This is a genomic window from Leptodesmis sp. (assembly GCF_052746595.1).
This window is the reverse complement of sequence record NZ_JBRAGO010000003.1, coordinates 25,191-48,767: the sequence shown is the minus strand read 5'-3', so window position 1 is coordinate 48,767 and position 23,577 is coordinate 25,191. Positions and strand designations below refer to the sequence as shown.

19 protein-coding genes are annotated in these 23,577 nt (G+C 50.8%); 8 read left to right on the top strand and 11 right to left on the bottom strand.

Annotation, left to right across the window (positions count from 1 at the left end):
* Positions 1–24: 24 nt before the first annotated feature.
* Entirely contained in the window at positions 25–654 is a 630-nt protein-coding gene (locus ACUVQO_RS01280) for a precorrin-8X methylmutase (RefSeq protein WP_445924085.1), read from the bottom strand.
* 136 nt (positions 655–790) lie between these two features.
* Positions 791–1,645, bottom strand: coding sequence for a TPM domain-containing protein (locus tag ACUVQO_RS01275; RefSeq protein WP_445924084.1), 855 nt, complete (start codon positions 1,643–1,645; stop codon positions 791–793).
* A gap of 209 nt (positions 1,646–1,854) precedes the next feature.
* On the opposite strand from ACUVQO_RS01275, the gene ACUVQO_RS01270 reads away from it, so the two are divergent.
* The 4 genes from ACUVQO_RS01270 (at position 1,855) to ACUVQO_RS01255 (ending at position 6,513) form a co-directional block, all read left to right on the top strand.
* The gene (locus ACUVQO_RS01270) at positions 1,855–2,727 is read left to right on the top strand and encodes a 6-carboxytetrahydropterin synthase (protein WP_445924083.1); all 873 of its coding nucleotides are present in this window, start codon (positions 1,855–1,857) and stop codon (positions 2,725–2,727) included.
* A gap of 201 nt (positions 2,728–2,928) precedes the next feature.
* Positions 2,929–4,131: an FtsW/RodA/SpoVE family cell cycle protein gene (locus ACUVQO_RS01265; protein WP_445924082.1), complete on the top strand. Its 1,203-nt coding sequence runs from the start codon at positions 2,929–2,931 to the stop codon at positions 4,129–4,131.
* A 228-nt stretch (positions 4,132–4,359) separates the two neighbouring features.
* Complete coding sequence (locus ACUVQO_RS01260) at positions 4,360–5,094, top strand: cytochrome c biogenesis protein CcdA (RefSeq protein WP_445924081.1); 735 nt, start codon at positions 4,360–4,362, stop codon at positions 5,092–5,094.
* Between the two features lie 15 nt (positions 5,095–5,109).
* Complete coding sequence (locus tag ACUVQO_RS01255) at positions 5,110–6,513, top strand: cytochrome c biogenesis protein (RefSeq protein WP_445924080.1); 1,404 nt, start codon at positions 5,110–5,112, stop codon at positions 6,511–6,513.
* Here the strand turns inward: ACUVQO_RS01255 and ACUVQO_RS01250 are convergent.
* The 3 genes from ACUVQO_RS01250 to btpA all read right to left on the bottom strand — a co-directional run bounded on the left by ACUVQO_RS01250 (position 6,497) and on the right by btpA (position 8,903).
* Positions 6,497–7,495 carry a vitamin K epoxide reductase family protein gene (locus ACUVQO_RS01250; protein ID WP_445924079.1) on the bottom strand — a complete coding sequence of 333 codons (999 nt, stop codon included), beginning with the start codon at positions 7,493–7,495 and terminating at the stop codon, positions 6,497–6,499. The two genes, ACUVQO_RS01255 and ACUVQO_RS01250, sit on opposite strands and share 17 nt — an antisense overlap.
* A 68-nt stretch (positions 7,496–7,563) precedes the next feature.
* Positions 7,564–8,016 (bottom strand): glutaredoxin family protein, encoded by a 453-nt coding sequence (locus ACUVQO_RS01245; protein WP_445924078.1) that lies wholly within the window; start codon positions 8,014–8,016, stop codon positions 7,564–7,566.
* Positions 8,017–8,054: 38 nt separating this feature from the next.
* The gene (btpA, locus tag ACUVQO_RS01240; protein WP_445924077.1) at positions 8,055–8,903 is read right to left on the bottom strand and encodes a photosystem I biogenesis protein BtpA; all 849 of its coding nucleotides are present in this window, start codon (positions 8,901–8,903) and stop codon (positions 8,055–8,057) included.
* Between the two features lie 287 nt (positions 8,904–9,190).
* Here btpA and ACUVQO_RS01235 point away from each other — a divergent pair, with 287 nt between their 5' ends.
* From ACUVQO_RS01235 to ACUVQO_RS01225, 3 genes are all read left to right on the top strand, one after another.
* Positions 9,191–10,339 carry a glycosyltransferase family 4 protein gene (locus ACUVQO_RS01235; protein WP_445924076.1) on the top strand — a complete coding sequence of 383 codons (1,149 nt, stop codon included), beginning with the start codon at positions 9,191–9,193 and terminating at the stop codon, positions 10,337–10,339.
* Between the two features lie 356 nt (positions 10,340–10,695).
* Complete coding sequence (gene rimO, locus ACUVQO_RS01230) at positions 10,696–12,051, top strand: 30S ribosomal protein S12 methylthiotransferase RimO (protein ID WP_445924075.1); 1,356 nt, start codon at positions 10,696–10,698, stop codon at positions 12,049–12,051.
* Between the two features lie 107 nt (positions 12,052–12,158).
* Entirely contained in the window at positions 12,159–13,631 is a 1,473-nt protein-coding gene (locus ACUVQO_RS01225; protein ID WP_445924074.1) for a DEAD/DEAH box helicase, read from the top strand.
* Positions 13,632–13,723: 92 nt separating this feature from the next.
* Here ACUVQO_RS01225 and ACUVQO_RS01220 read toward each other — a convergent pair whose 3' ends face one another.
* The 5 genes from ACUVQO_RS01220 to pilM all read right to left on the bottom strand — a co-directional run bounded on the left by ACUVQO_RS01220 (position 13,724) and on the right by pilM (position 20,463).
* Positions 13,724–15,049 carry a PQQ-dependent sugar dehydrogenase gene (locus tag ACUVQO_RS01220; protein ID WP_445924073.1) on the bottom strand — a complete coding sequence of 442 codons (1,326 nt, stop codon included), beginning with the start codon at positions 15,047–15,049 and terminating at the stop codon, positions 13,724–13,726.
* A 184-nt stretch (positions 15,050–15,233) separates the two neighbouring features.
* Positions 15,234–17,615, bottom strand: coding sequence for an AMIN domain-containing protein (locus tag ACUVQO_RS01215; RefSeq protein ID WP_445924072.1), 2,382 nt, complete (start codon positions 17,613–17,615; stop codon positions 15,234–15,236).
* 39 nt (positions 17,616–17,654) lie between these two features.
* Positions 17,655–18,518, bottom strand: coding sequence for a hypothetical protein (locus ACUVQO_RS01210; RefSeq protein WP_445924071.1), 864 nt, complete (start codon positions 18,516–18,518; stop codon positions 17,655–17,657).
* Positions 18,515–19,345 carry a PilN domain-containing protein gene (locus tag ACUVQO_RS01205; RefSeq protein ID WP_445924070.1) on the bottom strand — a complete coding sequence of 277 codons (831 nt, stop codon included), beginning with the start codon at positions 19,343–19,345 and terminating at the stop codon, positions 18,515–18,517. Before ACUVQO_RS01205 ends, ACUVQO_RS01210 begins: the two co-directional genes overlap by 4 nt.
* Positions 19,346–19,347: 2 nt before the next feature.
* Positions 19,348–20,463 (bottom strand): type IV pilus assembly protein PilM, encoded by a 1,116-nt coding sequence (gene pilM / locus ACUVQO_RS01200; protein WP_445924069.1) that lies wholly within the window; start codon positions 20,461–20,463, stop codon positions 19,348–19,350.
* Positions 20,464–21,050: 587 nt separating this feature from the next.
* Between pilM and ACUVQO_RS01195 the strand changes: the two genes are divergently transcribed.
* Entirely contained in the window at positions 21,051–22,448 is a 1,398-nt protein-coding gene (locus tag ACUVQO_RS01195) for a sensor histidine kinase (protein ID WP_445924068.1), read from the top strand.
* A gap of 74 nt (positions 22,449–22,522) precedes the next feature.
* Here the strand turns inward: ACUVQO_RS01195 and ACUVQO_RS01190 are convergent, their stop codons facing one another.
* Positions 22,523–23,542 (bottom strand): hypothetical protein, encoded by a 1,020-nt coding sequence (locus ACUVQO_RS01190; protein ID WP_445924067.1) that lies wholly within the window; start codon positions 23,540–23,542, stop codon positions 22,523–22,525.
* Positions 23,543–23,577: the final 35 nt, after the last annotated feature.

Below are 23,577 nucleotides of genomic sequence, written 5' to 3'. Positions count from 1 at the left end.
TTTCGCTGGAATATTTCTACAGGGTTAACCAATGCCATGTTGGTTCTGACCATACGCCTGCCAGGCCAGGTCAATTAACCCATTGACGATCGCTGCTGCCACTACCGCACTCCCTTTACGCCCCTCGACCCGAATATGGGGAATTAGGGATTCGGCCAACTGCTCTTTTGCTGCCTCCACTCCCACAAAGCCTGAAGGAGTCCCAATTACCAGGGCCGGACGAATTTCCTCGGTTCTAATTAGCTCTGCGATCGTGGTTAAAGCTGTCTGATCTTCCCCCACCACAAAGATTCCCTCTGGATACCGCCGAGCCAGGGTTTCCATTCCCCAGGCTGCCCGGCTTTTCTCTTTTTGCGGACGGGTAATTGCCTCCATGCTGCAGTACACCGGGTTCGCAAACGTACTTTGAATATGAGGCGCAATCCCCACCTGCACCATTGGGACATCCACGACGATCGTGGTACGAGCGGCCAGAGCCGCGGCTCCCGACTGTAGCGCCAGGTCAGAAAAGCGAATTAACGACTTATATTCAAAGTCTGCAGTCGCATAAATGACTCGCCGAACAATTTCATACTCGGCGGGAGAGAAGGAGTGGTCGCCAATTTCACGGTCAATGATGGCGAGGCTTTGGGCATCGGTCACATGCCATTCCATACGGCTTCAAAGATTGATGCGTTACGCTAGCACTAAGGCATCCTAACTCTAAATTCCGTCCATCTACTTAAGAACTTAAAACTTAGACCTTAAAACTCAAAACTTACCTGCGACCTTCAGCCCTTATCCTCAGCAATCATGTCTCAGACGGTGCAGACCGATTGAAGGTCGGAGATAAATAAGCAACTAATGCCCCGATCGCGAACCCTGCAAAATTACGGAACAAAGGCAGCCAATCGGACGTGCGAGAAATCACTGGCCCAATGCCAAAGGCAATAAACAACATGGCCCACAGGGGAGAGAAGATCAGTGCCCATTGCCAGGAAAACACCTGACCTTCTTTGCGGGGATGCCCTGCAAAACCAAAAACAATGCCCCCTGCGATCGACGTGACCAGCGTTAGAATCCACTGTTCTCTGGGCAAACCGGGAACCACTCTGCAGCCTCCCTGACGGATGCAGGTTTTAATGGACTCGATCGCCCGGATAATCGCCTGGTCTTCGCCGTGATCTCGGACATAGAACTGATTGCCATAGCGAGTTTGCAATTCAATCCAGAACACCCGTGGCATGAGGGGATAGAAATCATCACCCACGCTGAAGTTGAGAATGTTGCCGCCGCGAGGGTCGGCTACCAGCAGGGCGCTGTGATTATCGAGTCCCCAGTAGTCCTTTACGGCCAATCCTGGAGTGCGATCAAACTGCGTCAACACGCGCAACTTCCAGCCCGTCTGCTGTTCAAATTCTTCCAGATCTTTGGCCAGAGCTGTCTCTTGATCACTGCTCAAAAACTTGGCCAGATCGATGACCGTGGTTTTTTCTGCTGGCAACAGGTCGGGATTATCAAAAGCATAGGCGGTTGAAGCTCCTGAAATGGCTCCAGAGTAAACCCAGGTGCATACAGCCAGCAGGCAGGCCAGGGAATAGATCACCCATTTCTGAGAAAGCCAGGAGGACGATCGCAGTTTTGTGGCAAGTTCAGGGTTCAACATAAGCGGGCTGAATCAGCGAGAAGGACTAACAGACGGGCAAGTACAACACGAAACTTTTCTTAACACTTGTTAAACATAATCTAATACTAAAAACCTGGGGCATACCCGTCAATGGCTTGGGAATTTTGCGATCGCCTCGAGTTGCCTGAATGGTTTATGCTAAGACTGGTACTCTTAGCAGAACTTTACACTTCAACCTCACCTTCCCTATGAAATGCATCATCAATCGCCGTGCTCAGTTCTTTGCCAGTCATCGCTACTGGCTACCTGAACTGAGCAATGCCGAAAACAGGGCGCGATTTGGTGCCTGTACCCATTTTCCTGGCCACGGCCATAACTATGTTCTGTATGTATCAATGGTCGGTGAGTTGGATGAGTATGGCATGGTGCTGAACCTGTCGGATGTGAAACACATCATCAAGCGGGAAGTTACCAGCCAGCTTGACTTTTCTTACCTGAATCAGGTTTGGGAAGAATTTCAGCACACTTTACCGACTACGGAAAATGTTGCACGGGTCATCTGGCAGCGGCTGGCCCCTCACCTGCCACTGGTTCGTATTCAACTCTTTGAACACCCTGACCTCTGGGCCGATTACTACGGAAATTCTATGGAAGCTTACTTAACGATCAGTACCCATTTCAGTGCGGCTCACCGCCTTGCCCGTCCTGACCTCAGCTATGAGCAAAATTGTGAGATTTATGGCAAGTGTGCTCGTCCCAATGGACACGGCCACAATTATCATCTAGAAGTCACCATCAAGGGCAATATCGACCCCCGAACTGGCATGATTGCCGATCTGGTGGCTTTCCAAAAAGCGGTTGATGATTACGTTGTGGAGCCGTTTGACCATAAGTTCTTAAATAAGGACGTTCCTTACTTTGCTGAAGTGGTTCCTACTGCCGAGAATATCGCCGTGCATATTCGTGACCTGCTGCAAGCCCCCATTCGGGAAATCGGAGCGCAGTTACATAAGGTGAAGTTGATCGAAAGTCCGAATAACTCTTGTGAAGTTTACTGCGTTGAACCTCAGATCCCGGAAACGTTTGCTCATGCTGGAGAGCCTGCTTTAGCTCAAGTTTGAGAACTTTGATCCAAAAAGTGATCAGCGATTTGCATGACAAGCATGTTGGAGAGCCTGCTTTAGCTCAAGTTTGAGAAGGCAGAAAAAAGTGCTTTCAGGGCTTGCCGGATGCGAGAAGCTGCCGTAGACTGAGGGGCTTAATGAGGGAAAACTCTGTTCCTTCTGGCTAAATCTGCTCTGTCTCGCTCTTGTACCATCGCTGTGAACCTACGCCAACTCATCCCCTTCTTTGATACTACTGCTCAAGATTGGGCGATCGAAGCCCGCCTCTTGCGCTGGATGACCTTCGTTTGGCTGTTCATCGGTCTGGCGATGGTATTTTCAGCTTCCTATGCGATCGCCGATGCGGAGCATGGAGATGGACTGTATTACTTCAAACTTCAGATTGCCTGGATTCTGGTCGGTCTGGTGGGGTTTAATCTGATGGTGCATACTCCCATCCGTTTTATTCTGGGAGTTGCCGATTGGGGGTTGCTGCTGATTCTAGGAATGATTCTGGTGACGCTGATTCCGGGGATTGGCATTCAGGTGAATGGTGCCACCCGCTGGTTATACATTGGGCCGATTCCGTTACAGCCCTCCGAATTGATTAAACCGTTTCTCGTTTTGCAAAGTGCTCGTATCTTTGCTCAGTGGAACCGCCTCACCTGGGTAATTCGCCTGATTTGGTTAGGTATCTTCGCTCTGGTAGTAGGCGGAATCTTGATTCAACCCAACCTGAGTACAGCCGCGCTCTGTGGCATGATTCTATGGCTGATTGCTCTGGGAGGAGGTTTACCTTATACCCAGTTGGGCGGAACGGCTCTGGCAGGGCTGGTGGTCGTGACCCTGAGTGTGAGTCTGCGTTCCTACCAGCTAAAGCGGATTCTGTCCTTTTTGAATCCCTGGTCAGATCCGACTGGGAATGGCTATCAACTCATTCAAAGTATACTGGCAGTGGGGTCTGGAGGTTGGTTCGGAAGTGGATTTGGGCTGTCTCAGCAAAAGCTCTTCTATTTGCCAATTCAGTACACCGACTTTATCTTTGCTGTCTTTGCTGAGGAATTTGGGTTTGTCGGTTGCCTGTTGTTGCTCCTGATGCTGGTGGTTTATGCAACGCTGGCCCTTAAGGTAGTTTTGAAGGCCCGTTATCCGGTTCACCGGCTGGTGGCGATCGGCATTATGGTGCTTCTGATTGGTCAATCCCTGCTCAACATTGGGGTGGCCACGGGAGTATTGCCCACAACTGGCCTACCATTTCCCCTCTTGAGTTATGGGGGCAGTTCCATGATCTCCAGCTTGATTGCCGCTGGTCTGCTGATTCGGGTGGCGCGGGAAAGTAGCGAAGCCAAGGTGGTGAGCCTGGACGATCGCCGTCAAGCAACTGCCTCAACCAATCAACGCATCACTCGTCGGGCCACTTAGTGTTAAAAATTAAGTCCAGGAGTGAAGATATATTAGATAGGAATTAAGTATCCGGCGGTTAAAACCGCGACTACACTCACCCAGTCTGCCGATACAGACTCAATAAAATCAAGGTTTTCAGTAACCTGCGTCTTCAGGTTTTTTCCGTATAGCCGCGACTTCAGCCGCTAGGGTGACTCCTATCGTTAGGATAGATATGGCTCCTGGCGATCGCGATTCCCAACTTCCATGCTTGACACACTGCAAACCCAACTCTATCAACTGGCTCACTTTGCCAATACCCTGGTTTCTAACCAGCTAACCCATCTCACGCCTGTCAGTGTAGGTATTATTGCGCTGGCGGGATTGTTGACCAGTTTGACTCCCTGTATGCTCTCCATGCTGCCAATCACGATCGGGTATATGGGCGGTTATGAAACCCAAACTCGCTGGCAAGCCGCAGCCCAATCCACCTGGTTTGCCTTGGGATTAGCGACCACTCTGGCAGCCTTGGGGCTTGTGGCAGGAGTACTGGGGCAAATTTATGGCCAGATTGGGTTTGGCCTTCCCATCATCGTCAGTGTGATTGCGATTCTCATGGGCCTCAACTTGCTGGAAGCTTTGCCTTTGCGCTTGCCGTCTACGGGGGGGATCGATTGGATTTCCCAAGAACTGCCAGCCGGTGTCAAGGCTTATCTGATTGGCTTAACCTTCGGCGTTGTGGCCTCTCCCTGCAGTACTCCCGTGTTAGCCACCCTGCTGGCCTGGATTTCCAGCACGAAAGATCCGATTCTGGGTAGTGTCATGCTGCTGGCTTACACCGTTGGCTATGTAGCTCCTCTGGTACTAGCAGGCACCTTTACCGCTTTAGTCAAAAAGTTGCTGGAATTACGCCGCTGGTCGGGTTGGATTACACCTGCCAGTGGCGTCTTGTTGATTGGCTTTGGCCTGTTTTCCTTGCTGTCCAGAGTCACAAGTTTTTGAGCGGCCTGAAATTACATGAATGCCAAAAATTTTTCCTCTTACCTTACCTCCGTCTTTACCGTTCCCCAAGTTTTTTTTAAGCGCGAACTGATCCCCTTTCTGGCCGATCTGCGATTGGCGATCGTCCTGCTGCTGCTCATCGCCCTCTTCAGCATCACCGGAACCGTCATTGAACAGGGACAATCTGCCGCGTTTTATCAGGCCAACTATCCAGAACAACCAGCCCTGTTTGGCTTTTTGACCTGGAAAGTGATCCTGCAGACCGGGTTGGATCATGTCTATCGCACCTGGTGGTTTCTGGCCTTGCTGATCCTGTTTGGTTCCAGTCTCACGGCCTGCACCTTCAAACGGCAGCTTCCGGCTCTGCGCTGGTTTTCCCGCACCTGGAATTTCTATACTCAGCCACGCCAGTTCCAGAAGTTTGCCCTCAGTGCTGAGTTCAATCAAGGCTCCGTGGACGATCTGGTTCCTTTATTGGAACAGCGGCGATACAAGGTGTTTCGTCAGGATAATTCTCTGTATGCCCACAAAGGAATTGTCGGGCGAGTGGGGCCGATCGTAGTGCATGTCGGAATTTTGGTCATTCTGCTGGGAGGGATCTGGGGGGCCATGACCGGCTTCATCGCCCAGGAGATGATCCCCAGTGGTGCTACCTTCCAGATTCGCAATATTACCGATGCTGGCCCTTTCGCAGAACGGCAGGTACCCAAGGATTGGTCAGTCAAAGTTAACCGCTTCTGGATTGATTACACTCCGGATGGCACGATCGATCAATTCTACTCGGATATGTCCGTTCTTGATCAAGCTGGCAAGGAGGTGAAGCGGAAGACGATCCATGTGAATGAGCCACTGCGCTATCGAGGTGTGACCCTGTATCAGGCGGATTGGGCGATCGCGGGTGTGCGGGTGCGTCTGAACAACAGCCCCATTTTTCAATTGCCAATGGCCCAATTGGATACAGGCGGTAAAGGACGGCTCTGGGGCACTTGGATACCCACTAAACCGGACTTAAGCGAAGGTGTTTCCCTGATTGCTAAAGACTTGCAGGGAACTGTGATTATTTATGATGCGTCAGGCAAATTGGTTGCTACAGTGCGATCGGGGATGGCCACTGAGGTGAATGGAGTCACGCTGAAAGTGCTTGACCTGATTGGCAGTACGGGATTACAGATTAAGGCGGATCCTGGGATTCCGATCGTTTATGCTGGGTTTGCCCTACTGATGCTGGGGGTAATCATGAGTTATGTCTCCCATTCCCAAATCTGGGCACTGCAAACGAATGGTCAGTGCTTTGTCGGCGGCAAAACGAATCGTGCTCAGGTCGCTTTTGAACGCGAAATGCTTGACCTTCTCGATCAGTTCGGCCAGTCTAATTCTGACCTTCAGGTGTCCTACCCGCTGATCACGAACCATTCTTAAAGTTTCGGGGTCCCTGATAGCCTGAATTATTGGCAAGGTCAGTCAGAGTTTGGGTACCAATATAAAACTTGCCATTGATTTCCCAGGTGGGGAAGCCAACCGTATCTGTCTGATTCTGCTTCTTAGCCTTTTCCAGAACCTGCTGACAAAGTTCTGTCTGAGGATTGACCCCACTGGGGTCACACTCAACATAGTTAATAATTGCCGCCGCTTCCTTACCAAAGGCTTCCTTCTCATCGTGGCAGTGAGGGCACCAGTAAGCCCCGTACATTTTAGCTCCAATCTGCTTCAAGTGCTTGGCTAACTCAATCTCAGCTTTTGAAGACGTAGTGGTGATCGGATACTCAATTCCCTGAGCCGGGCTACCAGATGCAGTAGGTTGGGGAGTGAGTTTAGCGTTGATGGGAGCATAGATGGCCAGAGTCCCAATCAGCGTCACCATCAGCGTGATCACCCCGATAAAAGCTACTTGCCCCAAATCATCCCAATCCCGGCCCAGCAAGGTTAGCACCAGCATACTGAAGGCAAACACGGCGGAGGCAATACAGAAGAAACATACCCCGTCCATGCCGAACTTGGTCACAAACTGGGAGGTCATGATGTACATCAGATAGCCACTGAACACGGTCATCGCTGTGGCCCCGATGAAAAGCAAAGGCCAGGTCTTGTTCTCTAAATTCGTGCGCAGGGCTTTATTGCTTTCCTTGTTGACCAGAAGTGGGCCGAGAGCCAGGGCTGCCATCGCAATATAGGCCAGCAAACCGAATAAGGAAAGCGGTAGCCCAAAAACGGTGGCGTAATCACTTTCTAACACTCGCTCGCAACCCTCAGTGGGACAGATCGCGGTGGTTCTGGTTAATTTGCTGAGGGTGATATAGCCAGTGTTGAGAATTCCCAGAGCGGCGATCGCGCCAATCAGCGGGCGGGACCAGCGATGGATCCAGGGAGTATTACGGCGGCGACTGGCAAGACTTTTAGACATAAACCATCCCTACGGTTTAAGGGGTTTTCTGCAATCGAAGGATCATGCTCCATTCTGCCTCATCTCTGCTAGAAATTGCTGGAGCCTGAATAGCCAGATAATTTCGCCAGGTCTTCTAAAGACTGGGTTCCTGGATAGAGCTTGCCCTTGATCTCCCAGGTCGGGTAGCCCGTAATTTTAGCGCTTTTACAGAGGTCAGGTCTGGCGTTCGCTCCACCAGGATCGCATTCCACATAGTCAATACTGCGAAAGGCGGCACCAAACAATTCTTTTTGTTGACTACAGTGGGGACACCAATAAGCGCCATACATCTTGGCCCCAATCTTCCTCAGATGGGTAGCTAAGCCAGCAATGGAACGATTATCGGCAATCGACAAAGATGGTGGGGTTGATCGCAACGTCTCTGCCCGGGCGATCAGGGGATGGCCAACGGGAATGACAAAACTGGTTCCAACGATCGTGAGCGCGATCGTGGCCAGCACCGTTGTCCTCCGATCAAAGGGCTGAAACCATCTGTTCATACTGCATCACTCCTCTTACGTCTAGCTGTAATCGTTGATTAGGAGTGCAGCTTGACTGAAGAAACCGATTGCAGTTCTACTTTAGCGGCTGCACTCCGACGGGCTGCCTCCACAAACCGACTCACCCGAATGGGATCGACAGGTTGATCTCGACGACCGCGCCGTTTCAAAGAACTGCAAGCAATTACTCCATCTGCTGCCTGCATCAGGGTAGAGATATTTTCCCAGTCTGCCCCACTGCCAATAAAAACCGGCGTGTCGTTGGCCGCCGCCTTGGCTAGCTCCAGGTCTTCCAGATCCGGTGGACTGCCCGTGGCCCATCCCGAAAGGATGATCGCATCGGCTAATCCCCGTTCGATCGTGTCCTGAACCGCCACGGTCAAATTGGGAGAACTCAGGGGACGGGCGTGCTTCACCAGCACATCTGCCAGAATTTTGACATCGCTACCCAGTTCCCGGCGATAGCGCAGCAACTCATGGGCACGGCCTTCAATCAAACCCTGATCGGTGGCCATGACTCCCGTCAGGACGTTGACACGGATAAATTGAGCCTGGGTACAGGTGGCGATCGCCATCGCACTCTGAGCATCATTCCGCAACACATTGATCCCGATCGGGAGCGTCACCATCTGCATCAGACGCTGCACAATCAAGCTCATGGCGCTGATTACCGAGGGATCAACGTGATCCTTGGTAAAGGGAGCGTCAAAAAAATTTTCCACGATAATGCCATCAACACCACCGGAGGCAAGAGCTACGGCTTCCTGTTCGGCGCGATCAATCACAGCTTTCAGGCTGCCTCCCCACCGGGGTGACGTGGGCAGCGGCAGAAGATGAACAACGCCAATGATCGGATTGGGAGTTTTAAAAATCTGGATTAAGTCCACGTTTCTTTTGCTTCGGACTCATCTGAGCAAGGGTCAATACTTCCAGATCATACCGTCTTAGCGTCTCTCTATTGACGGCAAAGTAAATTTTACCCCTTGGATCGCGCCAACTCTTCAAAGTGCTTGATGCAATCTTTAATTAAAAGGCAGTGGAAAATGCTGACAGCACCGAGTTTTCAAAATAAGTTGGCCTGAGAAAATACTGAATTTAAATACGCTTAAAAAAAATAATTGGCGGCTTAATGCTCCTGGGCATTCTACAACCATGTTGCTCAGCACTCTCCAATATGCGAATTACCTTTGTCACACCTGAATTCAACTTGTCTGGCGGAATGCGGATCATCGCTATGTATGCAAACCGTTTGCAGCAGCGGGGCCATCAGGTCACTGTCGTTGCGGCGGCCATCAATAAACCCAGTCTGGTGCGGCAGACAAAGAGCTTACTTAAAGGTCAAGGCTTAATCTCTCCTCCTGCAAAGCAACCCTCCCATTTTGATGGAGTGGAGTTTGAATGTCGTTCCCTCGATCGCTTTGGCCCCATTACCGATGCTGATGTGCCCGATGCGGATGTGGTAATTGCGACATGGTGGGAGACGGCAGAATGGGTGGCAAGACTTTCAAAATCAAAGGGTGCAAAGGCTTACTTAATTCAGCATTATGAAATTTTCGACTACCTGCCCAAGGAGCGGGTCAAGCGCACTTGGTCTTTGCCCATGCACAAAATCGTAATTGCTCAGTGGTTAGCAGATGTTGCAGCTCAGGAATATGGTGATTTCCATGTTTCCTGTGTTCCCAATGGGATTGATACTCAACAATTCCATGCGATCCCTCGCGGCAAGCAAGCCACTCCAACGATCGGGATGATGTATGCCGAGCCGTATTGGAAAGGGTGTGACATCAGTTTAAAGGCATTTTCCTTAGCAGCAGAAAAGATTCCTGGACTGCGATTAGTGGCCTTTGGTCATTGTCCTCCTCTGGCTCATTTACCCCTTCCAGCAGGCGCAGAATATGTCCAATGTCCACCCCAGAAAATGGTGAAGGATCTCTATGCCAAATGTGATGCCTGGTTGTTTGGCAGTCGGTTTGAAGGATTTGGCCTGCCCATTTTAGAAGCAATGGCTTGCCGCACTCCAGTCATTGGTACCCCTGCCGGAGCTGCTCCCGAACTGCTGGCGAAAGGAGGTGGCCTGTTGGTTCCGCCAGAAGATCCTGAAGCGATGGCCGCCGCGATCGTGAAAGTGTGCCAATCCTCAGAGGCAGAATGGCAAGCGATGTCTGATGAAGCTCATGCAACAGCGATGCAGTACACTTGGGGAGAAACGACAGAATTGTTTGAAGCCGCTTTACATACTGCTATCCAGCGCTCTCATGAGTTTCGTCTGCGTCCCCAGCCTCAACGTAAGTTAATCAATCTCAGTCTACGTTGGGCTTCCTGATCTAATTTGCGATTTTGGATTTTGGCTTGTCTAACGCCTTTAGCCATCTAAATGTTTTACAGTCCAAAATCGCAAATCCAGAATCCAAAGTGAGATTAGACCTTTGTATTTTGATGACTGTCGTAGTCAGGCTTTGATAACAAGCGACTACAGCAGTCATCAATTATTTTCGTAAAAATTCGTAATATTTGCTTTTTTGCGTTACTATGGTTTACAGAATGTGTCTGGGCGATTGCACTAGACAGTAGCAATCAACTGCTGCTACTGAGTTTCAAGCGAGGGACCGATCCGTCGCACGAGCGATCGCTACAGCTTTGCTGACGACTGTCCTTAATAACTAACTGAATTATTACTGCATGGGCAACAAGCCAACAATTGCTGTCTCACACCTGGGATGCGAGAAAAATCGGGTTGATACAGAACATATGCTGGGTCTACTGGTACAAGCCGGATACTCAGTCGATACAAACGAAGATCTCGCAGACTACGTCATTGTCAATACTTGTAGCTTTATCCAGGCAGCCCGTGAGGAATCAGTGCGTACCCTGGTAGAACTGGCAGAAGCCCGCAAGCGAATTGTGATTACCGGGTGTATGGCCCAGCACTTTCAGGAAGAACTGTTAGAAGAAATTCCTGAGGCGGTTGCTCTGGTTGGAACTGGGGATTATCACAAAATCGTCGAGGTGATTGAGCGAGCAGAGTCTGGGGAACGGGTCAAGGAAGTTTCTCCTGAACCCACTTACATTGCTGACGAAACTACTCCTCGTTATCGCACGACCACTGAAGGTGTTGCTTATCTGCGGATTGCTGAAGGCTGTGACTATCGTTGTGCCTTCTGTATCATCCCTCACCTGCGGGGAAATCAACGATCTCGTACGATTGAGTCGATCGTTGCCGAAGCCCAACAATTGGCCGCAGAAAGAGTACAGGAACTGATCTTGATTTCCCAGATTACGACCAATTACGGACTGGATATTTACGGGAAACCAAAATTGGCCGAGTTGCTGCGTGCTCTTGGTGAGGTGGATATTCCCTGGATTCGGATGCATTATGCCTATCCCACGGGCCTCACTTCCGATGTGATCGCTGCGATTCGAGAAGTGCCTAATGTCCTGCCCTACCTCGATTTGCCCTTGCAGCACTCTCACCCAGAGGTGTTACGGGCAATGAATCGTCCCTGGCAGGGGCAGGTAAATGACCAGATTATTGAACGCATCAAAGCTGCGATCCCCAATGCCGTGCTGCGAACCACTTTCATCGTTGGATTTCCTGGTGAAACGGAGGAGCACTTCGAGCATTTGATGCAGTTTGTTCAGCGTCACGAGTTTGACCATGTAGGCGTATTTACCTTTTCTCCAGAAGAGGGAACTCCAGCCTACGACTTACCCCAGCAATTGCCTCAAGCCGTTATGGAGTCCCGGCGAGAGGCACTGATGCAGATTCAACAACCTATCTCTTTGCAGAAAAATCGTTTAGAGATTGGCAGGGTTGTGAATGTGCTGATTGAACAAGAAAACCCTGACACGGGCGAGTTAATTGGCCGCTCGGCCCGGTTTTCTCCAGAAGTTGATGGACTCGTATACGTATCGGGAGAGGCGCAGCTTGGAACTTTAGTTCCGGTTGTGATTCAGGATGCCGATGTGTATGACCTCTATGGTCGTGTTGCTGTTGCAGCAGATTTGTTTTGTGCTCACCCCCTGACTGTGCTATGAGGTGACTACCAACCCAGCGATCCCCGTGGCATCGCTGTTCCCCGTCGGGTTTTCGCTGACCCGTTCTTATCGTGTAACTACATAATCCCTATCCTTAAGGAGATTCAATGACCCTTTCTTTTCATAGCTTGGGCCTTTCTGAAACCCGTACCCGTCATCTGGAAGAACTCGGTTTTACAGTGCCAACGCCGATTCAGGCCCAGGCCATTCCCCACCTCCTGTCTGGGCGAGATGTGGTCGGTCAGGCCCAAACTGGAACAGGTAAGACCGCAGCTTTTTCGCTCCCGATTTTGGAACGCATTGATATCAAGTCAAATGCGGTTCAAGCGTTGATCCTGACCCCTACGCGAGAATTGGCTCTGCAAGTTTGTCAGGCCATTCGCAGCTTTATTGACGATCGCCGCTTAAAAGTCGTCACTCTTTATGGTGGACAGGCGATCGAAACTCAAATTGGTCGGCTGCAACGAGGCGCTCAAATTGTCGTGGGAACGCCCGGACGGATTCTGGACTTACTCAGCCGGGGCGACCTGAAACTGAATCAGGTCAATTGGCTGGTACTGGATGAAGCCGATGAGATGCTGAACATGGGCTTTATTCAGGATGTGGAAAAGATCCTGAGTCAGGCTCCCACGGAACGGCAAACCGCTTTCTTCTCGGCCACGATGGATCCCTCAATCCGAAAGCTGGTCACTAAGTTTCTGCGATCGCCCGTAACAGTGACGATCGAACAACCGAAAGCTGCCCCTATCCGCATCAATCAGGTGGCTTACATGGTTCCCAGAGGCTGGACGAAAGCCCGTGCTCTGCTACCGATTCTGGAACTGGAAGATCCCGATTCAGCCCTGATCTTTGTGCGGACTCGGAAATCGGCGGCGGAACTGACCAGCCAACTGCAAGCTGCTGGCCATAGTGTGGATGAGTATCATGGCGACCTCAGCCAGACCCAGCGGGAACGATTGTTGCTGCGCTTACGTCAGCGTCAGGTGCGTTGGGTAGTAGCCACCGATATCGCTGCACGGGGGATTCATGTGGACGACCTGACCCATGTGATTAACTACGACCTGCCCGATAGTGTAGAAAACTATGTGCACCGAATTGGACGGACTGGGCGGGCAGGCAAAGAAGGAACGGCAATTTCGATCATTCATCCCCTTGATCGCCGTAAGCTGCGGGATATTGAGCACCACATACGACAGCGACTGGAAATCGCCTCCATTCCCACCCGTGCCCAAATTGAAGCTCGTCAGTTAGAAAAACTGCAGGCTCAGATGAAAGAAGCCCTGGCCGGAGAACGGATGGCCTCTTTCCTGCCGATCGTGGCCCAATTGTCTGAGGAGTATGAACCCCACGCAATCGCGGCAGCGGCCTTACAGATGGCTTACGATCAAACCCGTCCGTCCTGGATGCGTACCAGTCAGGATGCAGCGGATTATGCCGACGAGGTGGCTCCCCGATACGACTCTCCCAGGTACTCCTCTGGCCCTAAACCTAAACCAGTAAAGCGGCAAGCGAAAACAGGCGATTCCTCCCTGAGTAAAGCAAAACCTGGCAGTGAGGTTTCATCCTCAGCCGATCGTTAACGCTGAAGCTGAAACTCTCTAGATCTCCGACTTCTTAATGGGACTTCCGCAGTTTATGCTACTCCCAGGAGAAGTCAGAGATCTTTACATTTCTAACTCCGGTACTGAATGCGATAAATCCGACCGTTCGCTTCTTCCGTCACCAGTAAACTGCCATCGGGTAAGACCAGCAAGCCAACAGGTCTGCCCCAGGTAGTTGGCCCCTGGGGATCGGTCAGAAATCCAGTGAGAAAATCTTCGTAATAGCCCTGCGGTCGCCCATCTTGGCCGAATGGCACAAACACAATTTTGTACCCTGTTCCCTGACTCCGATTCCAGGATCCCCGGAAAGCGACAAAAGCGCCATTGCGGTATTTCTCTGGAAAGGTAGTGTCTGTGTAGAATTGCAGTCCTAAAGCGGCAGAATGAGCTTGAAATAGGACATCTGGGATTTTAGTTTTGGCTGCGAGATCAGGGCGAGTGCTCTGCCCATTCCGAGTATGGTTGGGATCTAGGAGATTGGGTTTTAGGTAGGTATAGGGCCACCCATAGAATTCTCCAGCCTGTACTTGTGTGAGATAGTCTGGTACTAGATCATCTCCCAGGCCATCTCGCTCATTGACGGTGGTATATAATCCTCTGGTTTGGGTATGAAATGCCAGTCCTACGGGGTTTCGTAGGCCAGAAGCAAAGGTCTGGCGATCGGAGCCATCCAGATTCATCACCTGAATTGACGCACGGGGCAACGGTTCTTCGCTGTTATTGGACTGGGAACCGATCGGCACATACAGCTTTTGCTGATCCGGTGAGACAATGACATTCCTTGTCCAGTGTTGGTTGTAACCGCCTCCCGGTAAGGTCGTGATTTCAGTTCCCTGCCCAGAAAGCTGCTCCTGGCCTTTTGTATAGGGAAAACGCCGCACGGCTTCTGTATTGCCTAAAAAGAAGGCTGTATCGGTAAAAGCCATCCCAAAAGGTTGATTTAACCCATTATCTGGGCCAGCAAAAATTTTTTGTACTTCCGCTACTCCATCCCGATTAGTATCCTGTAGCAACCGGATCTGATTTTTTGGGGTCTCTGTCACTAGTACATCTCCGGTGGGAGTCAGTGCCAGCCAACGGGGACGCTCCAACCCTTCAGCGAAGATATTGACCACAAAGCCAGAAGGCGCATTCAGTACTGGATTCGCCGGAATCGGAATTACCTGAGGGGACTTGCTGGCGCTGGAACTGCTGTAAGGAGCGGGTAGACTCTCAGGAGTAATGCGGATTGGTTGAGGAGAAAGAGGCTGAGTTTGAATAGCTTTTGCTGAAGCCGATGTGGCCACCGGAGTAGGAGCGGGAAAAAGTTGAGATTGAGAAGGGCTGGTTGTTTGACAGGCCGCCAAAAGGCTTCCCGCAAACATACTGCCAACCAGGATACTGAAGACTCGACCCATAGGATTAGACGCGCTGTACTGTCTTACCACCTTAACGAATTGCGATCGCGGCTCAGTCTGCCCTCAGTATCAATTCGCACAAAAATCTCTGACTTACAGACAAAATCTCCGACTTCCCAAGAAAATCCCTAACTCTTAGGAAGATACTGGAGAAGTCGGAGACGTAGGTCAAATCTTCGGAGATTTACTTGCTCAGAACTTTCTGAACTTCGGGACCAGGAGTATAGCTATAGCCAAAGGCACTGCGATCGGAATCATCCAGCACTCTGGGAGTTACGATCACAATAACTTCCCGACGCTGATTGGCGCGATCGGTACGCCGGAAAAGCGCACCCAGTAGGGGAATGTCTCCTAGAATCGGAACTTTGGTAACGGTGGAGCGGTCTTCATCCTGAATGATTCCAGATAGCACGAGAGTTTGACCATCTCTCAGGCGGAACTGGCCCGATTCTACCCGTCGCTCATTCAGCAAGGTGATCAGGTTGCTGCTACCAGGACTACCTCCAGTTCCGGGCAAGTTAATCTGGAAAGACCTATCAGGACGGGCCAGCGAAGGCGCGACCGACAGAGAAATAAAGCCATTGTCATCAATCCGGTCTACCTGAACTGGGAGAATTAACCCAGCAGACGCTTTCTGTACTGTGATCGTTACCGTAGCAGGCGTATTGTTGGTTCCGCCTGTAACGTTTTGCACAATATTGGTCACTACTTCCTGGGTCAACCGCACTTCTGCTTTCTGACCTTCTTGTACCACCAGAGTTGGATCGGTCAGGATCTTGGCAGATCCATTCGTGACCGCCGCTTGCAGTTGCAGGAAGAAATTGTTGTTGAAGCTTCCCGTTGGAAATTGACTAAGCCCGGTAATAGGTACTGTGGTACCAACAGTACTCCTGGTTAGGTCAGCCGTTACCCCTGCCCCTGCAGGAATGCGGGTACCAAAATTAACGATCCCGATCCCCCCTTGGTTGATTACCTGGGTGTTATCGACTCCAAAGGAAAAACTCACCCCAAGCCGATTGAGTGCCAGTAGGTCAATGTCGATTACACGAACGTTGACGGCCACCTGACGCCGACGCACATCCAGTTGGGTGAGTTGGCCGATCGCCACATCAACTTTCCTGGCTTCGCCAATGATCGTAATGGTATTCGTCCGCTCATCTCCAGCCACCTGCACCCCTCGTAGCAACGGTGTAGAGTCTTTGAAGTCCACACGCTGCGTCTCCACCCGTGTCTCTGTTGTCGTTTGGGTTTGCGTAATCGCCGAAGCTGCTGCTCCCTGCAACTGGGTAACGGGTACAGCATTCACACTGGTGACTAATCGTTCCCGGCTAATTGAGCTTTCTGCTCCTAAACCGACCAGGAAATTTAAGGCACTGGCAACTGGAATTTGATTCAAGCGCAGGCTTCTGACCACCAAATTGCGGGCCGAATTAGGCAGCCGGGGACCAACGAAAATGGTGTTCCCGCGACGGCTGGCCTCTAATCCGGTGACTTGCAGAACATAGTTAAAGACGTTCTGGACTGGCTCATTCACAATGTCTAAAGTGACTTTGGGGCCGTCCTGTGTTCCTGGTTGTCCTGGTTGTCCTGGTTGTCCTGGCTGTTGTCCCCCTTGCTGACCTCCCTGATCCGCCGTGAAGACGATATTTAGTCCGGCAGACCGGGCCAGCAGGGAGAGGACTTCCCGCGAGGAGGCATCCCGCAGAACCAATCGGGGAATTCGCTCTGCTGTGCCCAGGTCAATCACTCCCGGCGATGCGTCAATCTGCCCCATGGCAATATCGCCAACTGGGGGTGCGATCGCTCGAGGCAAGGGGTTGGGAGCCTGAGGGGGCGAAGGAATGGGACGAGTATTCGGATCCGGCTGATATCTCACTTGCGGAGCGGGCACCATAGGGGTCGCTCCTTGAAAAGGTGGCAGAGGGCTGGGCACCTGAGCCACCTGGGAGGGAGCCGCTGGCTTCACCAGCGGGAGAGAAGGCTTTGAACTTGGGGTTATCGAAGGGGAAGCCTGGGGAACTGTTCCAGTCTGGGCAACAGATAGAGGCAAAGCCGGTAATGAAGCGGGGCTTTCGCGGCGTAACACATTAACACGAGCGGACTGAGCCACTGCAGAGGAATTAGCCGCAGAAGTAGCTTTTGCAGAACTAGATGCCGATTGAGTGAGATTGAATACTAGCTTGCCATCCTGGGAACGACTAATTTTACCTACAGGGGCAAACTTGTGCCCGGTAACAGTGACTCGTACACTTTTACCATCCAGGGGAGCAACTGTCACCATGGCAATTCCAGTAGCTGGATTGGCTTGCTTGAAGGTTCCTTGAGGTAACTTCAGTTGTGTGTTGATAATATCGGCTGTCCAGGTATTGCCTCGATTCACAGAGAACACCTGAGGCCGCTCGCTCCCGCTAATTTGCAACAGAATGTCCATTCCCATAGGGGTAGAATTTACACGAACATCCGTTACTTGTGCTGATGCCTGCACCGCCTGCGCTGCCATCAAAATGGCGACTCCACTCATCACTCCACTGAGCCAGATTCCATTTAATCCCTGAGCCGATTTCACAGTACCCTCCTCACAATCATAAGACTAATGCATAAACTCTTATTTCTGCGGTTGATTTGCCTGAGGAGGCGGAGCCGCCTGTGCTGCTTCCTCAGGGGGCAATGGCAAGAGAGCCTCCAACTGAAATTTAGTCGTAATTTTGGGTTCAGGCTGGCAAGCCGATAACCGCACAAAATTGCCTGATCCCGGAAAGAACGTTACATTTTTTGACTTATCATCCAGGCTCGATGTCAGTTGACGAATGACTAATAAGGGCTGCAAACGTTCAATACTTTGAAGAATGGCGGCAGTTTGGTCAAAATTACCAACCAACTCAACCGAAACCGCCTGCCGCTTCAATTTGTTGTTGACCTGCAGGCCATAGGAACTATCCTTGATAATCCCAGAGGCATCCTTGTTCGGCTCAAACCTCCTGAGTTCTGCCTTGGTGGCTAGATCCCCATACTTGTCCTCAAATTCACGAACATTCCGTTTTACCTCTGGAGGGCATTGAGCTAACCGCTGCTCTTTACGTCTGGCTAAGTCTGCATTCCGAGCATCGATTTGGCGATTCAAATCCAACAGCAAGGTGTCCAAAGCCGACTCGTTGGCAAACAGGGTCAGTACATCCTGTTGCTGTTGCTTGGCTGTTTCCAGGTCTCGCTTCGCCGTATCAATCTGCCGGACGATCGCCTCTTGCTGCTGAATATCTGCTTCGGTTTCATCTACCTTGGCTTTCAGTTCCTGGTATTGCTCCCATTCTGGTAAAGCCAGGTAGTACAGCAAGGCTCCTGCTCCCAAGAGTCCTACAAGGGCTAACAAAATCCCACTGACCCTGGGAGTCAACCGCACACCAAACACTACCGGGTAATCTGGTGCAGCCTCAAAGGTTTGATCTGGAATAAAATCTCCACTAATGGTCATGGCTTGACGACCCCCTTCTGTTGTAATGCTTCAATCCGCGTCACCAGCCCCGTTGCCTTGTTGCTCTCCAGTTCCTGGAGCAATTCAGAGGCAGGTACATCATTGAGTACGGTTTGAATCGTGAACTCAACTTCAGCAGGCAACTTGATCTTGTCTCCGGCCGCTGGGGCACCGCCTCCCACTTGAATGGGTTGGGGCGATCGAGGTTGACCCAACTCTGCCTTCACAATCCGTGTCTTCTCTGGTTTCAAAAACTTGGATTCTTGCAGTACCAGCAAAAAGTCATTCACATCATTAAAACTGGTGGCTGTTCCAGAAATTTGGATCACCCCTGAAGGGGGTGGAGCTGGGGCTGCAGCTGCACCAGGAGATGGACTGGGATTGGGAGAGGATTTATCGATCGGAATCTCATTAGGCGGCAGCTCACGAATTTGCATAATCCGTACCTTTGGTGGTGTGCGGCTACTGATGTCATTAAACGTGGCAGACCAGGGCTTGATCGTATTAAATACTCCTGCCAGAGCGGCTGTTTCCTCCTTAATCTGCTTGGTTTGGTTGGTAATCTGGGTGAGTTTGGCTTGTTCCGCTTTCAAAGTACCCAGTCGAGTGTCTAACTGGGCCTGTCGCTCTCTTAAAGCTGCATTCTGGCTCTGTAAGAAGAGCCATGCTCCTGCTGATAAACCGACTAGCACTAATGCCGTCAGCAAACCCAAAATCAGGGGTTGCCGACTCTCAGGGGCGGCTCCGCCTCTGGGTCTCCGGCGATCAACCGTTTGCGATCGATACTCCGGGCGTTCCTTTAGAAAATTGATATCTAAGCCATACATAATCAAAGTGCCTCCCGCAACCCTAGACCTAATACCACACTTAATCCAGGCCGTTGAGATGGCGGAATTTCCTGTTCAACTTCCAACCCTAATGCAGTAACTGGATCCACCTGACTGCAAGGCAGGCTTAGTCGCTGGGTAAAAAATTCATCTAATTGACCGATCGCGGCCCCTGGCCCTGCCAGCAACAACTGTGCGACTTCCAGGTTGTCTCCCTGATTCAGGTAGAAATCGATAGAACGCCGTAACTCATCTGCCAACTCACCAATAATCCGGAGCATCGCCGCTGACCCCGGATTGGTGCCACCTATCTTACTAGTACTGCCGATCGTATCAGAAGGAATGATCGGAATAGTCATTCCCTGCAACAAATCAGTACTCCGAGAGGGCGGCAGGTTCATCGCCCGTGATAGGGCACTTTGAATCTGGTAGGTGCCAATGGGAACCGCTCGTGAAAACTCTGGTACGCCGTCTACTGCGATCGAAATTTCGGTGCTTTCAAATTCAATATCCACGATCGCGACAGCTTCTTGAGCAGAGAACTGACGCAATTGATCACGAATGGTGCGAATCAAGGAAAAACTGGCAATCTCTAGCACATCTAACTTGAGACCAGCCGCTTCAAAGGTGCGGATGTAGGCATCAGTTATTTCCTTACGAGTTGCTACTAGTAATACCCGAAACTTTTCAATGCCATCATCATCTACAAATAGGCCCAATTTCTGATAGTCAACATCAGCTTCCTCACGAGGAAAAGGAAGATAAAGGCCAGCTTCCTGGTTTAACACCATTTCCCGCAGTTCAATATCATCTAATTCTGCGGGAACTGGAATAATTCGAGTGACGGTATCTCGCCCACCTAAAACGGCTGAGGCAACTTTCCTGGTTTTGATTTTTTGCTCTGTCAAAACCTCCTGCAGCAGCTCAGCCATTCCTGGAGGATCCAGAATCTGCCCCTCTTGAAACATTCCCTCCGGCACGGGAGTAGAGGCTAGAGTGACCAGCTTTAGTGCCTGCTTCTGCTTCCGTAGCTGTGCTACGTTGATTCGGTCTGGAGCAAGCTCAACACCGATACCTTTTGATTTACCAGACAGTAGACCACTTAGAGCTTTAACCACAATGTTGCTGACTCAACTAAAGGTTTAGGAATACAAAACGGGCAAAACCAGTCAACTTAACCCTGCTGAAACCATTTGAACGCTAATGTATGGTACTCAATTTTAGGAAGAATGATAACGTTTGAAAAAAGATGTAATCCTTTAGGAAGCTGGTTTCCGGGAAAACTAGTTTCAGGGAAAACTAATTTATAGGGGAATTCTAATAATCAAAAAAATCAATTATAGATGCGATCGCTGAAATTAAATCGCTTTCAGAAAAAACTCCAATCTTTGATCTCGTACTGAAAAAATACACCGAGAAACTGCTATGGCATACCAAAACTTTTTAGTCAGGGATTACCCTGAAATAAAACTTTGCTTTGGCATTTCCATCTTCAACAAAAATGTCCTTGACAGGAAGAAGTTAGCTGAAACTCCTCTCACACTGCTTTTATCGAGGTTCTTTACAGCGATAGTACACACAATTTAGAAAAATGAGCACAAATTTTTTATCGACGTTTTCCAGCAGGCTTCCCCCCGTTGCCATTTTGTAGGGTCGCATACTTGCTGCTGTCCGCTGTTCTGGTTGCTATTTTTGAAACGGAGCTATGTTTCAGGCTACTCGGCGTCGTTTAGCACTCTGGTATACCACAATCACGGCCATACTGCTGTTGTTCTTTGCCAGTGGTGTTTATCTATATGTTCGCAGTACGTTAATTGAACGGGTGGACGACACCCTCAACCATGTGGTGGAGGTAGTGCGCCGATCGCTCGTGATCGAACCCGTTGATCCGCACTCTGAAGGGGGGCTACTGCGCGTCAACATTGAAGCCAGTTTTCGCGGTAATCAGGCCACTACGGAGGACGATCGCATTGATATTGAATGGTTCAGTCCCAGCGGGGAATTGATCTGGTCAACACTTGGGCAACCTCTGGACGTTCCTCTGCATCCCAATTCGAATGGGGAGACGGCGAGAGTTTCTTCATCTCCTTTAGTACTCCGGCAAATTACCCAGCGTATTGAAGTCGGTCGTTCTGTGCTGGGATACCTGAGGGTTAGCCATCCCTGGTTTGAGGTGACGAAGCCCAGTCGAGAGTTTTTTGTAGATCTGGCGCTGGGCATTGGGGCCATGGTGGTAGCTGTGGGGGCGATCGGCTGGTTTCTCTCTGGTCTGGCAATGGAACCGGTGAGAGAGTCCTATCAGCGATTGAAACAATTTACGGCGGATGCGTCCCATGAATTACGTAGCCCGATCGCGGTCATTCAAACCAATGTCCAGGTAGCGCTGGCAGATCCTAACCCCGATCCTCAATCGTTGCTGCAGCATTTACGGGTGGTGGAACGGTTGACACGGCGATTGGGACGGTTGGTAGATGACTTGTTGTTTCTGGCCCGTCAGGACAGCGGCATTGTGCAATCTCGTTGGCAAGCGATCGCACTGGATAAGTTGCTTCAGGAAGTGATAGAAGAGCAGCAAACTCTCTCTGCTGAGAAGGGAATCTGGATCACGCTGACCTTATTATCTCCCAACTCCATCCCTACTGCCAGCCTTTCTGCGTTCCTGGACACCGAACCCGATCGCGGGGGCGCGATCGCGCTTGTGCCATCTCAGCCTCCCTCCGATCCGTGGACACTAACGGCAGACCGGGATCAATTAGTCCGCCTCTTCACCAATTTGGTTGACAATGCCGTGCAATATACACCCGCTCAGGGACGGGTCAACCTGGAACTGCAACGGGTTGGCCGCGTGGGAAGCTATGCCTTACAGGTGAAGGTGAAAGATACCGGAGTGGGCATTCCTCCCGAAGCTATTCCTCACTTATTTGACCGTTTCTACCGCGTCGATCCTGCTCGTAGCCAAACCTCTAACACTGGGTCGGGGCTGGGCTTGGCAATTGCTCAGGCGATCGTCCAGAATCACCAGGGACAGATTCAGGTTGAGAGTGAATTAAATCAGGGCACAACGGTGACAGTGACCCTGCCGCAACGAGAGGAGTCAGGATGAGGGAGGGAAAGGGTGGAGGGGTGGAGGAGTAGAAGGGAAGGAGAGTGGGTGGGTAAGTGAGTAGGTGTAACCCCTCACTCACTGCTCTCTCTTCCCCCCATCATCTCTTTATAGGCCGCAAGTTGCAGTTTCAGGGACTGGTTCTGGTCTTCGATCGCTTTCAGTTCTGCCAGCCGTTCTACGATCGTGCGAGTAAAGTTTTCCGCTTCCGGCAGTTGATCGGCAACCCAGGAAGTGTCAATTTCAATTTCGATCATTTTCTGGGTACGCTTATATTCCCGAACCAAACGGTGAATGTTGGCGATTTGTTGCTTCAAGATAGTGATCGCTGTGGTGGAGCGATAAATGCGGGTGGCGTACAACCCTGGATCTAGATTCGCCATTTTTTGCTTCAGGGCTTCAAGCTGCTCAATCAACAGTTGGCTGGCCTTATCCTCGTGTTGCAATTCGGTAATCCGGTGTTCAATCCGGCGTTGCTGGGCGATTAATTGTTGGTCAGCCAGCAACCGCCTGCCGATATGTCGTTCTGTCTCCAGGGAAGGCTGGGTCAGTTGCACTGCAGAAATCAGTTTCAGATAAGATAGAACGCCTGCAGTTCCTGTAATAGCAACCAGAAACAGATCCAGCCCCGCAAACACAGAAAAGGTGATAAAGCCAACCAGCAGGATCACCAAAGTGGTCATTTTGCGGTCGACGCTGGGAATGGGAGTGGACAACACATAACGTTTCCCCGTCGTATGGTTTGCGATCGCCACCAGTTTGCTCATCACATAGCCCTGCATGGTATACAGCACCGAGACCACATCGCCCTGACGCACAGGAATCACATTGGCTTTGCCAGGAATGGAAAACTGCAGGTTGGTGAGGGTGCGATCGGGGGTAATGATTTGAAAAGTGTAATGGCGTTTGTAAAAGCTAGGTAGCTTCGCGTTCAGGTAGAGCATTGCTTCTTGAATAGAAGTCAATCTAGATAGCTTGCCGTACAACACCCCATAGTGACGACCACAGGATGGGCAATCAATTTCTGTCTGGAAAGAGCGATTGGCAGGTGAAATTGGGCAATCGCAGGCCGGACAGTGCAAGGAGAGTTTCATCAGAATACAGCGTGAGGAGCAGTGATGAGCAGTCT

Coding starts and splice junctions, on each gene's coding strand:
- ACUVQO_RS01280 (WP_445924085.1), bottom strand. CDS start 654: ATGGAATGGCATGTGACCGATGCCCAAAGCCTCGCCATCATTGACCGT.
- ACUVQO_RS01275 (WP_445924084.1), bottom strand. CDS start 1,645: ATGTTGAACCCTGAACTTGCCACAAAACTGCGATCGTCCTCCTGGCTT.
- ACUVQO_RS01190 (WP_445924067.1), bottom strand. CDS start 23,542: ATGAAACTCTCCTTGCACTGTCCGGCCTGCGATTGCCCAATTTCACCT.
- ACUVQO_RS01225 (WP_445924074.1), top strand. CDS start 12,159: ATGACCCTTTCTTTTCATAGCTTGGGCCTTTCTGAAACCCGTACCCGT.
- ACUVQO_RS01195 (WP_445924068.1), top strand. CDS start 21,051: ATGTTTCAGGCTACTCGGCGTCGTTTAGCACTCTGGTATACCACAATC.
- ACUVQO_RS01220 (WP_445924073.1), bottom strand. CDS start 15,049: ATGGGTCGAGTCTTCAGTATCCTGGTTGGCAGTATGTTTGCGGGAAGC.
- ACUVQO_RS01250 (WP_445924079.1), bottom strand. CDS start 7,495: ATGTCTAAAAGTCTTGCCAGTCGCCGCCGTAATACTCCCTGGATCCAT.
- ACUVQO_RS01260 (WP_445924081.1), top strand. CDS start 4,360: ATGCTTGACACACTGCAAACCCAACTCTATCAACTGGCTCACTTTGCC.
- ACUVQO_RS01270 (WP_445924083.1), top strand. CDS start 1,855: ATGAAATGCATCATCAATCGCCGTGCTCAGTTCTTTGCCAGTCATCGC.
- ACUVQO_RS01205 (WP_445924070.1), bottom strand. CDS start 19,345: ATGTATGGCTTAGATATCAATTTTCTAAAGGAACGCCCGGAGTATCGA.
- ACUVQO_RS01255 (WP_445924080.1), top strand. CDS start 5,110: ATGAATGCCAAAAATTTTTCCTCTTACCTTACCTCCGTCTTTACCGTT.
- rimO (WP_445924075.1), top strand. CDS start 10,696: ATGGGCAACAAGCCAACAATTGCTGTCTCACACCTGGGATGCGAGAAA.
- ACUVQO_RS01235 (WP_445924076.1), top strand. CDS start 9,191: ATGCGAATTACCTTTGTCACACCTGAATTCAACTTGTCTGGCGGAATG.
- ACUVQO_RS01245 (WP_445924078.1), bottom strand. CDS start 8,016: ATGAACAGATGGTTTCAGCCCTTTGATCGGAGGACAACGGTGCTGGCC.
- ACUVQO_RS01210 (WP_445924071.1), bottom strand. CDS start 18,518: ATGACCATTAGTGGAGATTTTATTCCAGATCAAACCTTTGAGGCTGCA.